The sequence below is a fragment of the Desulfitibacter sp. BRH_c19 genome (assembly GCA_001515945.1).
GTDB lineage: Bacteria > Bacillota > DSM-16504 > Desulfitibacterales > Desulfitibacteraceae > Desulfitibacter.
In genome coordinates, this window is sequence record LOER01000012.1 from 1 (window position 1) to 16,616 (window position 16,616).

General features: G+C 36.0%; 20 protein-coding genes and 1 pseudogene. 2 read left to right on the forward strand and 19 right to left on the reverse strand.

From position 1 onward, the window contains the following. The 11 genes and pseudogenes from APF76_02210 to APF76_02260 all read right to left on the reverse strand — a co-directional run bounded on the left by APF76_02210 (position 1) and on the right by APF76_02260 (position 8,326). A pseudogene (locus APF76_02210) lies at positions 1-567 on the reverse strand. A gap of 44 nt (positions 568-611) precedes the next feature. Next, the gene (locus APF76_02215) at positions 612-1,052 is read right to left on the reverse strand and encodes a hypothetical protein (GenBank protein KUO52770.1); all 441 of its coding nucleotides are present in this window, start codon (positions 1,050-1,052) and stop codon (positions 612-614) included. A 13-nt stretch (positions 1,053-1,065) separates the two neighbouring features. Then, positions 1,066-2,391, reverse strand: a complete 1,326-nt coding sequence (locus APF76_02220; protein ID KUO52818.1) for a flagellar protein export ATPase FliI — start codon at positions 2,389-2,391, stop codon at positions 1,066-1,068. Next, complete coding sequence (locus APF76_02225) at positions 2,384-3,082, reverse strand: hypothetical protein (protein KUO52771.1); 699 nt, start codon at positions 3,080-3,082, stop codon at positions 2,384-2,386. The genes APF76_02220 and APF76_02225 overlap by 8 nt, the downstream gene beginning before the upstream one ends. Next, a complete protein-coding gene (locus APF76_02230) occupies positions 3,075-4,085 on the reverse strand; it encodes a flagellar motor switch protein FliG (protein KUO52772.1) in 1,011 nt (336 codons plus the stop codon). Before APF76_02230 ends, APF76_02225 begins: the two co-directional genes overlap by 8 nt. Positions 4,086-4,116: 31 nt before the next feature. After that, the gene (locus APF76_02235; protein KUO52773.1) at positions 4,117-5,646 is read right to left on the reverse strand and encodes a hypothetical protein; all 1,530 of its coding nucleotides are present in this window, start codon (positions 5,644-5,646) and stop codon (positions 4,117-4,119) included. 61 nt (positions 5,647-5,707) lie between these two features. Beyond that, positions 5,708-6,004, reverse strand: coding sequence for a flagellar hook-basal body protein FliE (locus APF76_02240; GenBank protein ID KUO52774.1), 297 nt, complete (start codon positions 6,002-6,004; stop codon positions 5,708-5,710). An 8-nt stretch (positions 6,005-6,012) separates the two neighbouring features. After that, positions 6,013-6,441: a flagellar basal-body rod protein FlgC gene (locus APF76_02245; protein KUO52775.1), complete on the reverse strand. Its 429-nt coding sequence runs from the start codon at positions 6,439-6,441 to the stop codon at positions 6,013-6,015. A gap of 2 nt (positions 6,442-6,443) precedes the next feature. After that, positions 6,444-6,854, reverse strand: a complete 411-nt coding sequence (locus tag APF76_02250; GenBank protein KUO52776.1) for a hypothetical protein — start codon at positions 6,852-6,854, stop codon at positions 6,444-6,446. Between the two features lie 428 nt (positions 6,855-7,282). Beyond that, positions 7,283-7,693 carry a hypothetical protein gene (locus APF76_02255; GenBank protein KUO52777.1) on the reverse strand — a complete coding sequence of 137 codons (411 nt, stop codon included), beginning with the start codon at positions 7,691-7,693 and terminating at the stop codon, positions 7,283-7,285. 102 nt (positions 7,694-7,795) lie between these two features. Continuing rightward, positions 7,796-8,326 carry a hypothetical protein gene (locus tag APF76_02260; GenBank protein KUO52778.1) on the reverse strand — a complete coding sequence of 177 codons (531 nt, stop codon included), beginning with the start codon at positions 8,324-8,326 and terminating at the stop codon, positions 7,796-7,798. Positions 8,327-8,455: 129 nt separating this feature from the next. On the opposite strand from APF76_02260, the gene APF76_02265 reads away from it, so the two are divergent. Further along, a complete protein-coding gene (locus APF76_02265) occupies positions 8,456-8,713 on the forward strand; it encodes a hypothetical protein (protein ID KUO52779.1) in 258 nt (85 codons plus the stop codon). 92 nt (positions 8,714-8,805) lie between these two features. On the opposite strand, the gene APF76_02270 is transcribed toward APF76_02265, so the two are convergent. The 3 genes from APF76_02270 to APF76_02280 all read right to left on the reverse strand — a co-directional run bounded on the left by APF76_02270 (position 8,806) and on the right by APF76_02280 (position 11,023). After that, positions 8,806-10,053: a hypothetical protein gene (locus APF76_02270; protein ID KUO52780.1), complete on the reverse strand. Its 1,248-nt coding sequence runs from the start codon at positions 10,051-10,053 to the stop codon at positions 8,806-8,808. A gap of 33 nt (positions 10,054-10,086) precedes the next feature. Further along, positions 10,087-10,503: a hypothetical protein gene (locus APF76_02275; protein ID KUO52781.1), complete on the reverse strand. Its 417-nt coding sequence runs from the start codon at positions 10,501-10,503 to the stop codon at positions 10,087-10,089. Between the two features lie 265 nt (positions 10,504-10,768). Continuing rightward, positions 10,769-11,023: a hypothetical protein gene (locus tag APF76_02280; protein ID KUO52782.1), complete on the reverse strand. Its 255-nt coding sequence runs from the start codon at positions 11,021-11,023 to the stop codon at positions 10,769-10,771. Between the two features lie 276 nt (positions 11,024-11,299). On the opposite strand from APF76_02280, the gene APF76_02285 reads away from it, so the two are divergent. Then, positions 11,300-12,130, forward strand: coding sequence for a chemotaxis protein (locus APF76_02285; protein ID KUO52783.1), 831 nt, complete (start codon positions 11,300-11,302; stop codon positions 12,128-12,130). Positions 12,131-12,254: 124 nt separating this feature from the next. Here the strand turns inward: APF76_02285 and APF76_02290 are convergent, their stop codons facing one another. The 5 genes from APF76_02290 to APF76_02310 form a co-directional block, all read right to left on the reverse strand. After that, a complete protein-coding gene (locus APF76_02290; protein KUO52784.1) occupies positions 12,255-13,487 on the reverse strand; it encodes a flagellin in 1,233 nt (410 codons plus the stop codon). A 233-nt stretch (positions 13,488-13,720) separates the two neighbouring features. Continuing rightward, a complete protein-coding gene (locus APF76_02295) occupies positions 13,721-14,146 on the reverse strand; it encodes a hypothetical protein (GenBank protein ID KUO52785.1) in 426 nt (141 codons plus the stop codon). 14 nt (positions 14,147-14,160) lie between these two features. Beyond that, the gene (locus tag APF76_02300; GenBank protein ID KUO52786.1) at positions 14,161-14,529 is read right to left on the reverse strand and encodes a hypothetical protein; all 369 of its coding nucleotides are present in this window, start codon (positions 14,527-14,529) and stop codon (positions 14,161-14,163) included. A gap of 23 nt (positions 14,530-14,552) precedes the next feature. Then, positions 14,553-14,960 (reverse strand): hypothetical protein, encoded by a 408-nt coding sequence (locus tag APF76_02305; protein ID KUO52787.1) that lies wholly within the window; start codon positions 14,958-14,960, stop codon positions 14,553-14,555. A gap of 13 nt (positions 14,961-14,973) precedes the next feature. Continuing rightward, positions 14,974-16,539, reverse strand: a complete 1,566-nt coding sequence (locus APF76_02310; protein ID KUO52788.1) for a hypothetical protein — start codon at positions 16,537-16,539, stop codon at positions 14,974-14,976. Positions 16,540-16,616: the final 77 nt, after the last annotated feature.

Here is a 16,616-nt window from a genome sequence, read left to right on the forward strand (position 1 = left end):
TTCATTGGTATTCTTTAATTCATTGGTATTCTTCGATTCATTGGTATTCTTTAATTCATTGGTATTCTTCGATTCATTGGTATTCTTCGATTCATTGGTATTCTTTGGTTCATCTGTAGCCCTTAGTTGATTATGTTTGACGAATTGATTAGTTAATCGCTTATCTATACTTTCCTTCTTATTTACCTGATGTCCATTCTGGTCAGCCATTGCATGCCTTAAGTTAGATGTTTTCATTGTTCTTAAAGGTTTAGTCTTGTCAGGAAAATCTTTACTTAACTGATATCCTATCTGACCATGGTCATCATCTGTCAATTTTTCGTTGTCGTTACCTATCTCATCCTCATCGCTTTCAACTTTTTCCTGGTTCTTAGTAGCATCATTGGCCTTCACCTTAAGAGTACCTTTTGGCACCTCAGCTTTAGAAGTCTGGTCTTCATTTACTTTTGAGGAAAGCACCTCTGCAAACTCACCCTTGTGTGGATTATCAATTTTCATGCTTTCATGTGAGTTTCCAGTTTGAGGTGTTTGAACTAGGCTATCAATAACGCAAATCATATTCTGCATTTTTTCACCTCCTCTCAATATCAACATTCTTAAACAACAATTCTTTAATTTTTCTTATTTTCCTCAAAAAACTTGTTTAATGCCATTTCATTTAATTCCATTAGCTCTTTGCGATCCATTTCTTTATAATAAATATTTTCCTGTTTACCCTTTAGCTTTTCAATAACCTTTCGGTCTCTACTTGCCTCAACAACCTCTACACGGCACTTATCAACTGTAAAAGATGCCTCTTTTACAGCACTTGCTTGTTCATCAATGATTCCATCTAAATACTCCATGTAAGCTAGTTGATGGCCAAACATCAAAATGTTTACCTTCTTAGCAGGAGTGTTAATTGTACACAGCTTGTGCCGCCTTTGAGTAACTAACAGTTCTTCTTCTAAAATTCTTCTCTTATCCTGTACATGCGCTAATTTTTCTTTCTTTTTCTCTTCGATATTTTCTTTGTAGTTTAATAATTTTTGTAACGGAAATTGAAAATCCATTTTTTGTTCTCCTCTACCCTTGATTAATTAGCCCTGTCATTAAATTCCTTGTCTCATTATAAGGGTAAACCTCATTAATATCCTGGCAAAGAAGCTGGTTAATCTTATCATTCAATGCTATTGCTTTGTCTATTTTCGGATTAGAACCCTTCACATAGGCACCTATGCTTATTAAATCTTCATTTTGTCTATATACTGCAAGATTAGTCCTGATTTCACCAGCAGTGGATTGCTGTGTGTCATCAACAATGTTGACCATGAGGCGACTAATGCTATCAAGAACGTCTATTGCTGGGAAGTGGTTTCTTGCTGCTAGTTCCCGAGACAGTACAATATGTCCATCTAATATACCTCTTACAGCATCAGCTATTGGTTCATTAAAATCGTCACCATCTACTAGCACATTATAAAGTGCGGTAATTGAACCCTTCTTGGTGTTACCTGACCTTTCAAGAAGCTTCGGCAAAAGCGCAAAAACTGATGGAGTGTAGCCTTTAGTTGTTGGTGGTTCCCCAACAGCCAGCCCTACTTCCCTCTGGGCCATAGCAAATCTAGTAACTGAATCCATCATAAGCATTACCTTTTTCCCTTGATCTCTAAAGTACTCTGCAATCGCATGGACAATAAAGGACCCTTTAATTCTCAACAAAGCAGGTTGGTCTGATGTAACTACTACAACTACAGACCTTTGCAAGCCTTCCTTACCAAGATCCTTTTCAATAAATTCAAGTACCTCCCTTCCTCTTTCTCCTATTAGACCAATAACATTTATATCTGCAGAGCTCTTTCTGGCAATCATCCCCATTAGAGTACTCTTACCAACACCACTACCTGAAAATATACCAATTCTTTGACCTTCTCCTAGCGTAAGAAATCCATCTATTGCCTTGATGCCTGTAGTAAGTATGCTACTGATAGCTTTTCTGTCCAATGGATTTGGTGGTTTAGCAATAACAGGATAGAAGTCATTAATTCCATTTAATGAGCTTGCATCTAATGTATTACCAAGACCATCCAATACTTTGCCTAAGAGACCATCCCCAACAGGTATTCTGTGGTTTTTTCCTGTAGAGTAAACCCGGCATCCAGGCGATATCCCTTTAAAGTCTCCTAGTGGCATCAATAGTGTGTAATAATCTTTAAAACCAACCACTTCTGTAAGAACACTCTCATCGAGTACCATTACATGACAAATCTCACCAATAAATGCTTTAATGCCTTTGACTTCTATGGTCAATCCTATTACTCTTGCAACCTTGCCAATAAAAGAGTATGGAGTAATACCAGATATTTTATTAATCTGCTTTTGTAGATTGACTGAACTACCCAAATCATTCAGCTCCCAATATGGCAATGCCCATATTTTCAAGTTGTGCCTTTAACCCTGCATCTATCAGGCCATTTTCACTTTCAAGCATGCAGCTGCCCTGGGATAAACCACTTTCATCAATGATATACACTCTGCAGTATTCACCTAAAGCTTCCTGGATCTCAGTTTTTCTTTGTCGTAATAAATATCCATCTTCAGGGTTAACAAATATAGTAATCTGATCAGCCTGTCTAAAATGGCTACATGCTTCTTTAACAATATCAACAATGGTTTCAGGTGCAAGCGAAAGCTGTTTAACTATAATTTTTTCTGCTATTGAAATAGCAAGTCTTGATAAATCCTTTTCTAAATCCTTGATAATTGTTTCTCGCATTTCATATGTTTCCAAAAGCGCTTTTTTGATCTCTTCATATCTTATTAGAGCCTCTAATCTAGCCTTTTCCATCCCTTCGTGGTAACCTTGTTGCTGTCCAATTTCATAACCTTCATCCAGCTTATTCTTTAACTGTTCTTCAGCACTTTGCAATATCTCTTGCGCTTTGTTTTTTGCATCTTCTATTACTGTTGAAGCTTCTTTTTCAGCAGTATTTAAGACTGGGTCTATGTCTATAGCCTTTCGTTCATCAAGATAACTTTCTCTTGATGAAGCTTCAATTAACACTTCATTATTTATACAGGGTGTCTTAAGTAATTTAGACAACGATAGCATCCTCTCCACCGCGGGATATAATTATTTCTCCTGCTTCGTCCAGCCTTCTGATAACCTGAACAATTTTCTGCTGAGCCTCTTCCACTTCTCTTAACCTAACAGGCCCTAACATTTCTATGTCCTCGGCAAGCATTTCCCCGGCCCTCTTTGATAGATTCTTAAGTACCCTATCAGTAACTTCTGTGCTCGACCCTTTAAGGGCATAGGCCAAATCTTTAAAGTCAATTTCTCGAAGAACTCTACGAATTGATTGATCATCTAGGGTAATAATATCTTCAAATACAAACATCCTTTTTCGAATTTCTTCAACTAACTCCTGATCTTCTCTTTCAAGCTCTTCCAGAATACTCTTTTCTGTACCTCTATCAACCCTGTTTAAAATATCTACAAGGGTATCAATGCCACCAGCTACTGTAAAATCTTGATTTACTACAGAAGATAATTTCTTTTCCAATACTCCTTCTACTTCTTTTAGCATTTCCGGAGAGGTCCTCTCCATAGTGGCAATTCTTCTTGTAATATCTGTTTGCATTTCTTCTGGAAGTGAACTTAAAACTATTGCGGCTTGATCAGGTTGTAAATATGAAAGTATTAGTGAAATAGTTTGTGGGTGTTCATTATTTATAAAGTTTACAAGCTGTTTTGGATCGGTCTTTCTCAATAGATTAAAGGGTTTTATTCTAGATGCTTCTGTTAACCTTTTTATCAACTCAGTAGCCTTTTGAGGTCCAAGCGCCTTCTCCAAAACCTCTCTAGCATATTTAATTCCGCCGGAAGCAATATAGGTCTGGGCCTCATGAAGTACTAGGAACTCTTCAAAAATTTTCTTCTTCACTTCAGGATCCACATTAGTTATATTTGCAATCTCTGAACCGATTCTCTCGATATCCTCTTCTCTGAAATTTTTGAGTACTTTTGAGGATACATCAGGGCCCAGAGCAATTAGTAAAATAGCTATTTTTTTTATTCCTGTTAACTTACCTTCCTTACTCACCAAATACACCTACCTAAACTCGTAAAATAATTTAGTCTTCCATAAGCCATTGTCTCAATAGCGCTGCTGTTTCTTCTGGTTTGTCTTTTGCTACCTTCTGTACCTTTTCCTGTTTTTTGACTGATTCTTCCTTTGGTTTAGGAGGCTCAATTTCCTCTTCCATTTGTCCTACTGGAATTGGTCTTTGCAAAACCGGGTCCGTCTTAAATGCTTCTCCAAGGGTTTTAACAATTATTACTAATAATATGAAACCTAATATTGCAGCTAAAGCTCTAAACCCCCAGCCTATATATGTTTTCATCTGTTCTTCTTTCCTCTGTTGCAAAGAGGTTACTGTCATCTGCGCCTCAGCTTCCTGTAATGCTGTTTTATCAAACTCCATGCTCATTACTGCAATCTGGTCTCCCCGTTCAGGATTAAAACCTATTGCAGCACCAACAACTTGACGGATTGATTCAACCATTTCATCTGTAAGTGTACCGTCAATGGCAACTGCAGTTGATAAGGAAATAAGTCTACCTGGTGCATAAACAACAGTTTCCTGAAGCTGATCCAACTCATAGTTGGTGACTCTTTCAGATATAGTACTACCACTATCACCGCTTTCCAATTCAGGATAAGTTGTACCCAAATCTTGAAGGTTATCCTCTCCTACAACTCCACCTTCAGCATTGTTAATATGTTGTTCATCAATTATTTCTTCACTTCTAATATGTGATTCGCCAAACTCAATTCTAGTAACTTCACGCCGATCATAATCAAGCTCTGCTGTCACCATGGTAACAGCTTGACCATTACCCAGCATCGGCCGCAAAAGATTTTCTACTTTCTGTTCTAAATCTTTTTCAAATTTTCTTTTTTGCTCAAACTGTTTTCCTTGTGAAACCATTAAACTTCCACTATCATCAAACAGCCCTTCACTTAGGATAATTCCTTGTGTATCAATAATATTTACGTTCTCGACTGCTAACCTCTCTACACTTCCTGAAACAAGATTTACTATGGCCATTACCTGGTCTGGGCGTAAAGTAGCCATTGGAGCAAGCTTTACAACTATAGAAGCAGATGCTTTTCCCTGGTCTCTAATAAATAGACTCTGTTCGGGAATAACTAGATGAACCCTCGCTTGTTCTACTGCCTCAAGCTGTATAACTGTCCTTCTAAGCTCCTCCTGTAGTGCTCTCTGATAATTAAGCTGCCTTTCAAAATCAGTAATTCCCAATTTACTCTCGTCAAATAGCTCAAAACCTGTACCACCAGAAGCAATTACCCCTGAAGCAGCTAATTGTAGACGCAAATCATAGACTTGATTTGCAGGAACCAAGATAGTAGTACCTTGATTCGCTAATTGATAAGGGACACCCATCTCTTGTATTTTATTCACAACTTCCCCTGCTGCCGTTGGTTCCATGCCAGTAAACAGTTCAGCATATTCAACCTTTGTAAACCACTGTACAAAAAAACCAGCAGATAGAAATACTGCTATGGTCATAACAATAAAGATAGTCTTTTGTGTTTTTGTTAAGGCTTTCCATTTTGCACTAATAACTGATAAATTCATTGCTATTCTAACCCCCAACAAATCTCCATTGTTAACGAATATATATGGAAAGTATTAATCATTATATCTGCATCTTACTTATTTCCTGATATGCTTCAATTAGCTTATTTCTTATTTGTAATGTAAGCTGCATTGCTAGTTCTGCCTTTTCAGTTGCTATCATAACTTCATGTAACTCCACATCATCACCTACTGCCATTCTCTGTGTCAATACATCAGCTTCTATCTGTAATTCATTGGTTTTATTTAAATTTTCCTTTAAAAAGCTAGCAAAACTACCTAGTTCAACCTTAGGTTTATTATTAGTTGCTACATTAGGTAAGCTCAATGGTTGTACTTGAAATAATGAAACTTTCATTTACTTTTTTAGCCCCTTCCTATTTCCAAGGCCTTTAAGGCCATGGCTTTTGTAGCATTTAAAACTGTAACATTCGCTTCATAACCTCTTGTTGCTGTAATCATGTCTGCCATTTCTATTACTAAGTCAACATTGGGCATTGCAACAAAGCCTTTTTCATCGGCATCAGGATGGTTCGGATTATATACCATTTTGGGAGGGGATTGGTCTCTAACAATAGCTCCAACTTCTACGCCTTTTGTTTCATAAGTTCTACCGTTACTATTCAACTCCCTAGATAGTTTTTCTTTAAATACTGCTGCTCTTTTTTGATAAGGTCCACCGTCAGGAGATCTAGTTGTGCTTGCATTTGCAATGTTGTTAGCCACTATATCTAATCTAAGCCTTTCAGCTGTGAGTCCGCTTGCACTAATATTTAGAGTATTAAACAATTTCATCTTTACCTTCTCCCTTCAGAAATTGTATGTTTTAATAAGCTTATTCTTTTATTCAATTGAGAAATAAGACTGTTATAGTAAAGTGAATTAGCAGCCATTTTAGTCATTTCTTGATCCAAGTCAACGTTATTCCTATCCATTCTCATGCTTTGGAATTCATTTCGAAGTACTCTTGGCTCAACTTTCAATAAGGTAGGATATTTAAGTATATGGTCAGGATGGGTTCTAGACATCTGAACTTTGTCGGACTTAACTAGTGCAGCTCTCAACTCATTCTCAAAGCTAACCTCTTTCTTCTTATAACCTGGTGTATTAACGTTAGCAATATTGTTGGCAATGGTATTTTGCCTAGCTGAAGAACCATCAAGACCCTTTTGCAAAGTAACTAAAACATCACTCTTAAAAACATCCATTAAACTTCCTCCCATATAACAGTTTTTGCAAACCATAAACTGTCAGGATAGGCACAAAAACGCCTTAAAAACCAATTATGTCCAATAGAGATAAATTCAACAAATTTAACAAATTTCCTGCAAAATCTGACATCTTTTTTTCAAACAAAAAAACCTACCAATTGCTAGATAAAGCAAAGGCAGGATAGGTTTATTCAACCCACACTTTGCAACCTGGCAATCATGGTTCATAAATTAGAACGTTAGACCCAAGGCTTTGCGTCACCACCTTTCAATGGTTTTGCCCTCAATATTCAATATTTTACAGACAGTATTCTACATTAAACTTCATATTCCTTTTAATTTATACCACATTTTGTAAAAAGATCTAAGAAATATAAAAAGTGGCTTTTAGCCACTTCCCTTAAAAATTACCGTGGATCTGAATTCTACACAGTTCCAAGCAATCCTTTATTACTATCTATTTTTGCCTGAAGCATATCTACATTATCATAAGTTATCTGCTTCCCATTTTCCAGATTCGAACGCATGTTATTAATTTCCGTCAAAATGCTAAACAGGCTACTATTTGGAATTCTATCAACTATCTGCTTATCAAATCGTTCTATACCTAATATTTTAACAATATCTTCTTTAAACTCTTCAGATTGATCTCCTAATCGCTCCCTTAATTCAATTAAGTCATTTATTTCACTTAATAAAAGATTGAGCTCATTCCATTTTTCAGATTGTATTAGATCCTGTTGCCTAGTAAGAGCCTGATTTATTTGCTTTAAAATGTCATTTTGTCTATAAAGAATTTGTAAATACTGTTGTAATATGTTATTTAAGGTAGTCATAACTAGACCACCTTTTCATCTGCAAGCAATAAAGCATACAACCCTTCCTCCTCATCTCAGCCAGGATTCCACTTACACAATTAATATAATGTAAATCAATTATTATATATCCTTTTCCCACTTGTCAAGCTTTTCTATAATTAAATCATAGGTTTTTTGTGAGACTTCCGGTAACTCACCAAGGATATCTTTTGCTTGCTTAAATCCCTCTTCTATGGCGCCCCTTAACACTTCAATTTTTGATTTATCACCACCACTAATCGCAATAGCAAAGTCTACAATGCGATTACTAACAGCTTCTGCTCCTAAAGGTCCATCGTCGTGGATGAGCTTTGAGGCTTCCATCCTTAGACTTTCTTCATGGGCACTTTTTTTCTGTCCATCGACTCGTCCTTGATTATCTATAAGTTCCATGACAATTCTTAGTAGGGTTTCATAAGCCTTTTCACTTTCATTCCTTAATATCTCTATTGAGATCTGATCACTCTTTGTAACCTTTCCGTATGTAACATTTTGATTAGTTGCTGAAACATATTTTTTCTGATTTCCATTTTTACTTTCAGTCTTATTTTTTGGAACAGCATCTTTACTAGAAGAGTAAATATTTGTAGGGTAAGCTGATTGAATCTTCATATTCCCATCTCCATTCAAAATATATATCGGCTAAAATACATTACACTTTAACATGATTTTACTGGAACTAAAAAGTGAATTATGCTACAATTCTTGAAAACACACTAGTAATAATTGGAGGATGATACAATGCAAAGTATAACCATTTATAGCACCATGAACTGCCCTTACTGTGTTGCGGCAAAATCTTTATGTGTTTCTAAAGGATTTGATTATGAAGAAATTGATTTAACAAATGATCCTGACTCTCTTGCTGAAATTAAAGATAAAACTGGAATGTTAACAGTTCCGCAGATTTTTATAGGCGAAGAGTTTATTGGAGGATTTACTGAATTAAGGGAACTCAATAACTCTGGAGAATTAGAAAAGAAAATACAAAAGAATTAATAAATTAAGATCTAGTTTAAGGTGCCTTTAGGGGCACCTTTTGTAATTAATTTATTGATATCACCCAAGAGTATAATAATATAGGAGCAAGCTTAGCTATCAAGCAGTGGAAGAACTTCCACTATTTTAAAATCTCTTTCTTTTGCAAGATTAACAAAGGAATCTTCTGTTTTAACCATAGGTTTTGATATAAACTCTCTACTGTTAACAAGAATGACTGTTGCCTTTTCCCCGTTACTGAGAATTACATTATTACCAATATAACTACTAGCTATGTTATATAAAAAAGGTCTTAAATAGGTTAAATCAAACTGCTCCGCACATTCATTCTCGAGGTAATCCATAATTACAAACGGACACCCTTTCTTTGCATATGGACGTTCTGAAACCATTGCCGCATAAACATCAGCAATCGCTACAATCTTACCAAACACACTTATTTTCTCACCCTTTATGGCCATTGGATATCCAGCACCATCAAATCTTTCATGATGCATTAAAACCCCAAGAACCACTTCTCGCTCTATGTCAGGAATATTTTTCAATATTTCATAACCATACTCGCTATGTTTTTTCACCAGGCTGTATTCTTTTGTAGTTAAGGCACCCTGTTTATCTAATAGGTTCTTATCTATCTTTGATTTTCCAATATCATGAAGCACGCCTGTTTTTGCTAAAAGGGAAACATTCTTATCATCTAGACCAACCCATTTTCCCAAGAGAGAAGCTAACAGAGCCACCTTTAATGAATGGGTATAGAGATAATCATCTTTACTAATAGTTTTCTCAAGTATCTTCAATGGTAAATTTGTGTTGGCCTGTCGTGCGATTGATCCAGTTACTGCCTCAACATACTCCACATCTAATGGATTTCCATTACCAACTTCTTGGATAAGTTTTTTAATCTTATCTTTATCTACCTCATAGCCCTTATCGACATAGTTATTTATATGAGTTTCGGATTTTAACTGCTCATCCTGGGGCACCTCACTTTTATATACTAGAACTTCCTCATAGTTAAGTTTCTGAAGGACTTCAATGAAGTGGTCATTTAATATACTGCCCTTTGAAATTAGTTCTGTTCCATATGTAGATACAATGTCCATGGCTAAAACCATTCCAGTAATTAAATCCTTTACGCTTATGTACTCAGTATTTCTATTTAAAAGACTCATGAAGTACTCTCCTTCATTACATATTATGGTATAGCTTAGCATACAATCCCTGTGAAGTACTTTTTCAAGTTCCAATCTTTCCTGGGGACTTAGGATATCACCACTATTGTAAAAGGTTATTAAGTCCTCAATTAAATCATCATCTATTTTAAAAGTTTCATCCATATCAAAGGCTTCCTATTAGTTCGTATCCCCCCTTTAATTAGTCAGTATTTCTTGAAAATATACCCCTGTAGTCTCGGTGTTCAAGTTGTTATCAATTTTCAACTGTAACATATCCTTTAATTCATTCTCCTTCATTAAATCATTTACCTGCTTTTCAGTAAGTTCATTAAAAAAATTTATACAAATTTCTTGAAGCTTAGGCTGATTCTGACTCAAAATCTCATATGTATTCCTTCCAGCTGTACCCACAACAATAACTGCCTTTATATGATTTAGTTTTCCATCTGCTTCATCAGGCTTTAAATGGGTAGTGATTTCAACTGGTTCAGTAAAATATTCATCTAAATCGATAGAAGTTTTACTTTGTACCATTACAGTAGCAATAACTACACTAATACTAATGAAAATAATTAAGACAAGAACAATTAATTTAAAATTTGAATTCTTCATTATAGCACCCCACTAATGTAAGTTTATAATTGGCAAACAAAAAACTTAGTCTGCACACAAATAAAAAGGGCAAACTAAGTTAACCTAAATTAACCGATAGTTGCAGCCTGGCAATCATAGCACATTGCTTTAGACCCATGGCTTTGCGTCACCATCTTTCAATGGTTTTGCCCTAATGTAATTTTATATTATAGTTATAATAATTCGATTTATATATGACAATTCCTTCCTAGAAGTAAATCAACTTCCATATTTATCCGCCAACCTATAATTTTCTATAAATCCAAAAAGCTAAAATAAGTCCAATAACACTTGCCAGGTTAACACTAACCAAAAGGTCTATATCCCAAACAATAATCATAAAGTCTCCTGATGGACTCCAGCGTATCTGCTGACTTTCATACATATATGGAACCCCAATTTTACCCAAGATATCTCCAATAATCCCACCTAACAACAAGCCTATAACCAACAACACTAACAGTATCAATATAGATGCTCCTGAAGCTGATTTTTTCATTTTGCACACTCTCCAATTAAATTAATGCATATATATACTCATATAGATTAATTTAACAATTTCCTCAAAAGTCCTCTTATTAAAATAAAAAAAATCTGAATTGGGATTTTGCCCCTTAGGCGAAACTGGAAAGATTGCTTTAGGTAGATCGTGAAATGTCAATTTGTCAGGCCTGACCCTAGAAGCTCTATGACCCTAGAAGCTCTATAAATTTAGCAAGATATATGATATTATAACAATTAATCTACTTTTTAAAATATGTTTGGGGTGAAAAACATGGAAATTAAAACGAATGAAGAAATAATCTGCGCCCTTTCTTATAGTGCCAGATATTTAAACCAGCTTTTTCCTCTAGATTGTATGGTAGCAGTTACCGATGGAGAAAAGTTTTTGGCTTACTACCCAGGTGATAAAATTGACGTTAAGGCACAGACAGGGGACACTATTGCGGGGACAAGCAACAAAGAAGTCATGCAGACAGGTAAAAAGATAGTATCAGAGGTTCCAGCTGAGGCTTACGGGTTTTCCTTTAAATCCATAGTGGTACCTGTTTTTAACCATACTGGTAACGTTATTGGCACATTTGACATTGGGGTAGATTTATCTACCCAAAACGAACTTTTAGAAACTGCCGAATTTCTAGCCTCTTCCTTTGAAGAAGTCTCAGCTAGTACAGAAGAAATCGCAGCCTTAGCTGGAGACTTAAGTAGCTTACAAAAAAATCTTTTGGATATCTCTTCCAAGGCGCAGGTTCAATTGAAAAAAACTGATGAAATATTAAGCCTAATTTCTAGTGTAGCTTCCCAAACTAACTTGCTAGGCCTAAATGCCGCCATTGAAGCTGCCCGAGCCGGGGAACATGGAAGAGGTTTTACTGTAGTAGCTGAAGAAATGCGCAAGCTCTCCAGCAAAACAACAAAATCTGCCGAAGATGCAGCCTTAATCATTCAGGAGATTAATAGTATTATCAATGATATTTCTAGCAATATTAAGCAAATCGAGGAGGTTGGAAGCACTCAAGCTGCAACTACCGAAGAAATAGCGACCAATATGGAACAGACAGCAGTAGTAGCCGAAAAAATTGTAGCTTTTGCGAAGATAATGTAAACCCATTGTCAAGGGTTCATTTACACTATTGTTTGACATTTTTATTCTATTTTTTATAAGAAGGGTCAGGGGAATTGTCCCCTGACCCTTTGTTGAGTATATGCACCTTATTGTATTTTTATACTTATCCAAGAAGTTGCAGTACTGATTGAGGAGCCATATTAGCTTGGGCTAGCATTGCTGTTGCTGCTTGCTGTAGGATGTTGTTCTTAGTGAACTCCATCATTTCCTTAGCCATGTCTACGTCTCTAATTCTAGATTCAGCAGCTTGTAAGTTTTCGGCTGATGCATCTAAGTTTTTGATTGTGTGTTCTAATCTGTTTTGACTAGCACCTAAGTTTGCTCTTCCAGCGGATACTTTTTGAATTGCTTCATCTAATACTTTAATTGCTGTAGCAGCCTGAGATTTAGTACCAACTTGTAGTTCTCTAACACCTAAACTATCTGCACTCATTTCATCAATAGAAAGATTTAATGATTGCCCTTGATTTGCCCCAATTTGGAAATCGGCACTTCCATCTGCCCGATCATCTGCTGCTGCTGTTGTTGTTGAGAAGTTTGACAAAGCATTTGAAGCTGCTTCCTTTCGAACTCCATCTGCAGTTTTAACTTCTATAGAGAATCCATTGATTTGCCCAGCAGTACCAGCAGTAGCTGATGTAATAGCAAAGTCAGCAGTACCACCCGCTGCTGCTGATGCAATAGTTGCATCTGTAGCTATCTGAGTTCCAAGTGCGTCTAAATCACTTGCAGCACCTACCGTAAGAGACTGAGAATATTGTTGCCCTCCAACTGACCAAGTAGCAGTAATTATATCTGTTTCAGCAATTCCTGCATCATTACCATCTTTATCAACTAATGCAGTTAATAAAGTTGCTCCAGTATTTCCAGTTAATGAATTTGTTGTAACATGTGTAGCTGAAGTTGTTGCACCACCCATGTCACCAGTTAAAAGTTTCTTTGAATTGAATTCGGTTTGTTCAGCAATACGTTGTATTTCCTCACCTAACTGCTTAACTTCTTTTTGAATATTTTCACGATCTTGTAAAGTATTTGTATCATTAGCTGATTGTACTGACAATTCTCTCATTCTTTGAAGAATAGCTTGAGTTTCATTTAATGCACCTTCAGCAGTTTGAATTAGTGAAATGCCATCCTGAGAGTTTCTAGATGCTTGACTTAATCCTCTAATTTGTCCTCTCATTTTTTCAGAAATCGCTAAACCTGCTGCATCGTCACCGGCTCTATTAATTCTGTACCCTGAAGATAATTTTTCCATTGATTTAGCACCTGCTGTGTTACCAAGTCCCAATTGACGATGGGTGTTCATTGCCATAATGTTATTATTAATTCTCATAATAAAATCAACCTCCTTGTTTTTGCAAACGGCCTCCATGCCGTCTGTTAATTTTATTACATGTCAGCTCTTCTTTTGGGCCCTAAAAGAAAAACTGAGCATATAACCTTATAATATATATCGGATATTGCTCAGGGGAGTTTAGGGTTATTTAAAATAATTTTTGAATAAAATTATTCTATGAATTCAGGAGTCAGTATACAGAATTCAGAATAAGTGTTATTCTATCCTAATTATTGGTTTATGGCTACTGTTGCAGGAGCTTCCCTATCCTGATAGGGTTTTGGTTGGAGTTTTTGGGTTCCGATGATTTGTACCCAGGCCTCTCTTAGCTCCTTGACCATATTTAGTACCTCTTCTACTATGTCCTTGTCCTTTGTCGTGTTGGCTTCTACAAGTCTATGGTGCATATACTCATAAAGGTTGAAAAGATCTTCGCCTAGCTTGCCTACCTCAAAGTTAATCCCTGACATTAGGCCAATAATAATGTCCTGAGAACTGATTAGATGGTTATGTGCTTCGCTAGGATTATTATTATCAATTACTTCTAATGACTTGTTCAAATATTTGATAGCACCATCATATAGCATTAGGACCAACTTTTCTTTGGAAACTGTGTTGACCTGATTTTTTTTGTAAGCGTTTAATTTTGCATTCATTTTAGTCTCCTTTCTTAGAATGAGTCGTCAATTATGAATCCTTTGGGGTCATCTATGTTTTTCATGAGTTGAAATACTCTTTCTGGAAAAATCTTTGTAAGAACCTTTTGGGTATGAATGTCTATTACTAAAACATATAGCTCTTCCTTGACATTTATCTTCTCAAAACGAATGGGGGCATCTATTTCCTGTAATAGTTCATTAAGCCTTTCAATTGAATGCTTAAGAGTTCTTTTATGCTGCTGACCTTTTTGATCCTTCTTATGATCCTTTTCGCTGTTTGATACAACCTTTGTTTGCTCAGATTCGTATATTAGTTTTTTGCGGTTTTTATCCCTGATGCGTTCTACTATTACAGGGTCAACGCCTTGAATTTTAACCATAAACTACCACCCCTCATTTAGGGCTACTTTATTTTATCTAGCATTATGCCTTCCAAGGATATTTCCTCTCCCCTATAAACAGAATGAGTCCTTTTATTCTTTCTTGCCGTTTTTAACATCTGGGCTGATTCTTCCTGAGAGTTATTTATTAGTGCTGTATTTTCCTCGTCAATTATCATGGCTTTTTCTATTGTCTGTTTAATCTTACTTTTTTGATCTAGTATATCTTTTGAAGTTTCATTTGTGAATTCTTTTAACTCCATTTCAACTTGATTACTTTTATCTATTATAGACTGCTTCTGTGAAACTAGATCATTAAGCCTTTCATATTTCTGGGATTTTATGACCTCATTTTGTTTAACGGTAAGCTCTAAAAAATCATTAAAAAGTTCTTGTTTTTGATATAATAATTCCATTAGTCTTTCATTCATATTTCACCCCCTATTATAAATTAGCAAACTGCTGTGCCATCCAATCGCTCTGATTGTACATCTTATTCAGTACCTGTTCCATTCTTGTAAATTGGGACCAGTACCTTTCTTCTATTCTGATTAGTCTATCCTCCCAGGAATTAATGCTGGTGTTTATATTTTTTAGTCTTCTCCCTATAAAGCTATCATCTATAGCCTGAAGAGTACTGTCTCTGCCTGCTCTTACTGTAATTATCTTTGTTACGGCTACAGCTTGATCGTATAAGCTACGAGCTATCCCTGCTTCCTTTGGATCTTCACTTGAATTAGTAAAAAGTCTTTTAATTCCTTCTATATCGTCACTTAGTGCACTTCTAAGCTTTGCCTCATCTATATGAAGCTTACCACCTTCATCCCTAAGCTTTGCATCAATAAGTTTACCATCTTCACCAGTCCAAGAGCTTGTAGATATGCCTATTTGTGAAAGAGAATTGTATTTTGTATCTATATTTTCAACTAACGAAGAAATGGCTATTCTCATACTAGAGGTAAAGTTCATTAAGGCTGACTCTCCTCTAAACAAACCACTTTGGGCCTTTTTCTCCCATAGTTCTATTTCTTCATCTGACATTTGCTCCTTTTCTTCTTTACTTAAAGGGTGAAAATCCCTATATCTTTTTTCTGCTAGCTTACTGTTTATGTTTTCGATTAAGGAGTTATACTCATCGACGAATTCTTTAATCTTATTCACTATGGCATCTATATCAGCACTTACTGTTACAGTTGATGATCCTTCTGACATCAAATTAAAATTTAAACCGTCTAATGAAAATATGTTTAAAGATTTAGTAAGCTCAGTACCATTAAAATTAAATACTGCATCCTGACCAGTAGACACGTTGTCAGCATTTCCAAGCTTTAGGCCATGAGAACCTAATAAAATTGCACCATTTGTACTAGACATAGTACCTGATATATCTATCTTTGCATCTGCTCCTGTACTTGTGGTGGATAAGAAAAAACGACTTACACCGGAATCATAATTTGCCCTTACACCAGTTTCTCCTGACTGAGCGTTTATTCTGTTTACAATATCGTAAATTGTGTCGTCAGAGATATCAAATTCAAAATCTACACCATTTATGTTAAATGCTCCTGTGTCTCCTTCTCCCGGTGATAAGGTTCCCCACAGGTCTGTAGAAAACTGCTCTTTCAATGTCATTTTTGTTTTACCATCAGCAATTTGATAGGATGCTAGATCAGCGGTACTAGTTTTAAAAGCGCCCTTGGCTAGTTGGGTTACTTCCAAGTTGTAGGTTCCTTCTGCTGCTATGCCAGTAGCAGTTACACCAATAGCAGAAGTGTTTGAAGAACTAGCATTTTTAGAATTAAAAGTACTCTCGAGTCTAACATCAAAGACTTTATCACGCATAGAAAATAGCTTTTGATTTAGCTCTCTGTAGCCTTCCTGCTGCCATTCTAGTACTTGCCTTTGCTGTAAAAGCCTTTCCATAGGCATCCTTTCAGCCTTCATAAGGTCCATAACCATTTGGTTTGTATCAAAACCTGATGCAAGGCCTCCTATTCTCATATTGGACATTATAATCAACTCCTTTCAAGATAAAGCAGGTATAAGGTTTGGGGACACACCTCTCTTTGAAGCTATACTTTGTCCTC

Excerpts from the sequence above, each read along its gene's own strand:
- APF76_02280 (KUO52782.1), bottom strand. The coding sequence starts at position 11,023 with ATGAAAAAATCAGCTTCAGGAGCATCTATATTGATACTGTTAGTGTTG.
- APF76_02285 (KUO52783.1), top strand. The coding sequence starts at position 11,300 with ATGGAAATTAAAACGAATGAAGAAATAATCTGCGCCCTTTCTTATAGT.
- APF76_02235 (KUO52773.1), bottom strand. The coding sequence starts at position 5,646 with ATGAATTTATCAGTTATTAGTGCAAAATGGAAAGCCTTAACAAAAACA.
- APF76_02260 (KUO52778.1), bottom strand. The coding sequence starts at position 8,326 with ATGAAGATTCAATCAGCTTACCCTACAAATATTTACTCTTCTAGTAAA.
- APF76_02240 (KUO52774.1), bottom strand. The coding sequence starts at position 6,004 with ATGAAAGTTTCATTATTTCAAGTACAACCATTGAGCTTACCTAATGTA.
- APF76_02245 (KUO52775.1), bottom strand. The coding sequence starts at position 6,441 with ATGAAATTGTTTAATACTCTAAATATTAGTGCAAGCGGACTCACAGCT.
- APF76_02270 (KUO52780.1), bottom strand. The coding sequence starts at position 10,053 with ATGGATGAAACTTTTAAAATAGATGATGATTTAATTGAGGACTTAATA.
- APF76_02215 (KUO52770.1), bottom strand. The coding sequence starts at position 1,052 with ATGGATTTTCAATTTCCGTTACAAAAATTATTAAACTACAAAGAAAAT.
- APF76_02275 (KUO52781.1), bottom strand. The coding sequence starts at position 10,503 with ATGAAGAATTCAAATTTTAAATTAATTGTTCTTGTCTTAATTATTTTC.
- APF76_02310 (KUO52788.1), bottom strand. The coding sequence starts at position 16,539 with ATGTCCAATATGAGAATAGGAGGCCTTGCATCAGGTTTTGATACAAAC.
- APF76_02295 (KUO52785.1), bottom strand. The coding sequence starts at position 14,146 with ATGAATGCAAAATTAAACGCTTACAAAAAAAATCAGGTCAACACAGTT.
- APF76_02265 (KUO52779.1), top strand. The coding sequence starts at position 8,456 with ATGCAAAGTATAACCATTTATAGCACCATGAACTGCCCTTACTGTGTT.
- APF76_02300 (KUO52786.1), bottom strand. The coding sequence starts at position 14,529 with ATGGTTAAAATTCAAGGCGTTGACCCTGTAATAGTAGAACGCATCAGG.
- APF76_02250 (KUO52776.1), bottom strand. The coding sequence starts at position 6,854 with ATGGATGTTTTTAAGAGTGATGTTTTAGTTACTTTGCAAAAGGGTCTT.
- APF76_02305 (KUO52787.1), bottom strand. The coding sequence starts at position 14,960 with ATGAATGAAAGACTAATGGAATTATTATATCAAAAACAAGAACTTTTT.
- APF76_02290 (KUO52784.1), bottom strand. The coding sequence starts at position 13,487 with ATGAGAATTAATAATAACATTATGGCAATGAACACCCATCGTCAATTG.
- APF76_02255 (KUO52777.1), bottom strand. The coding sequence starts at position 7,693 with ATGACTACCTTAAATAACATATTACAACAGTATTTACAAATTCTTTAT.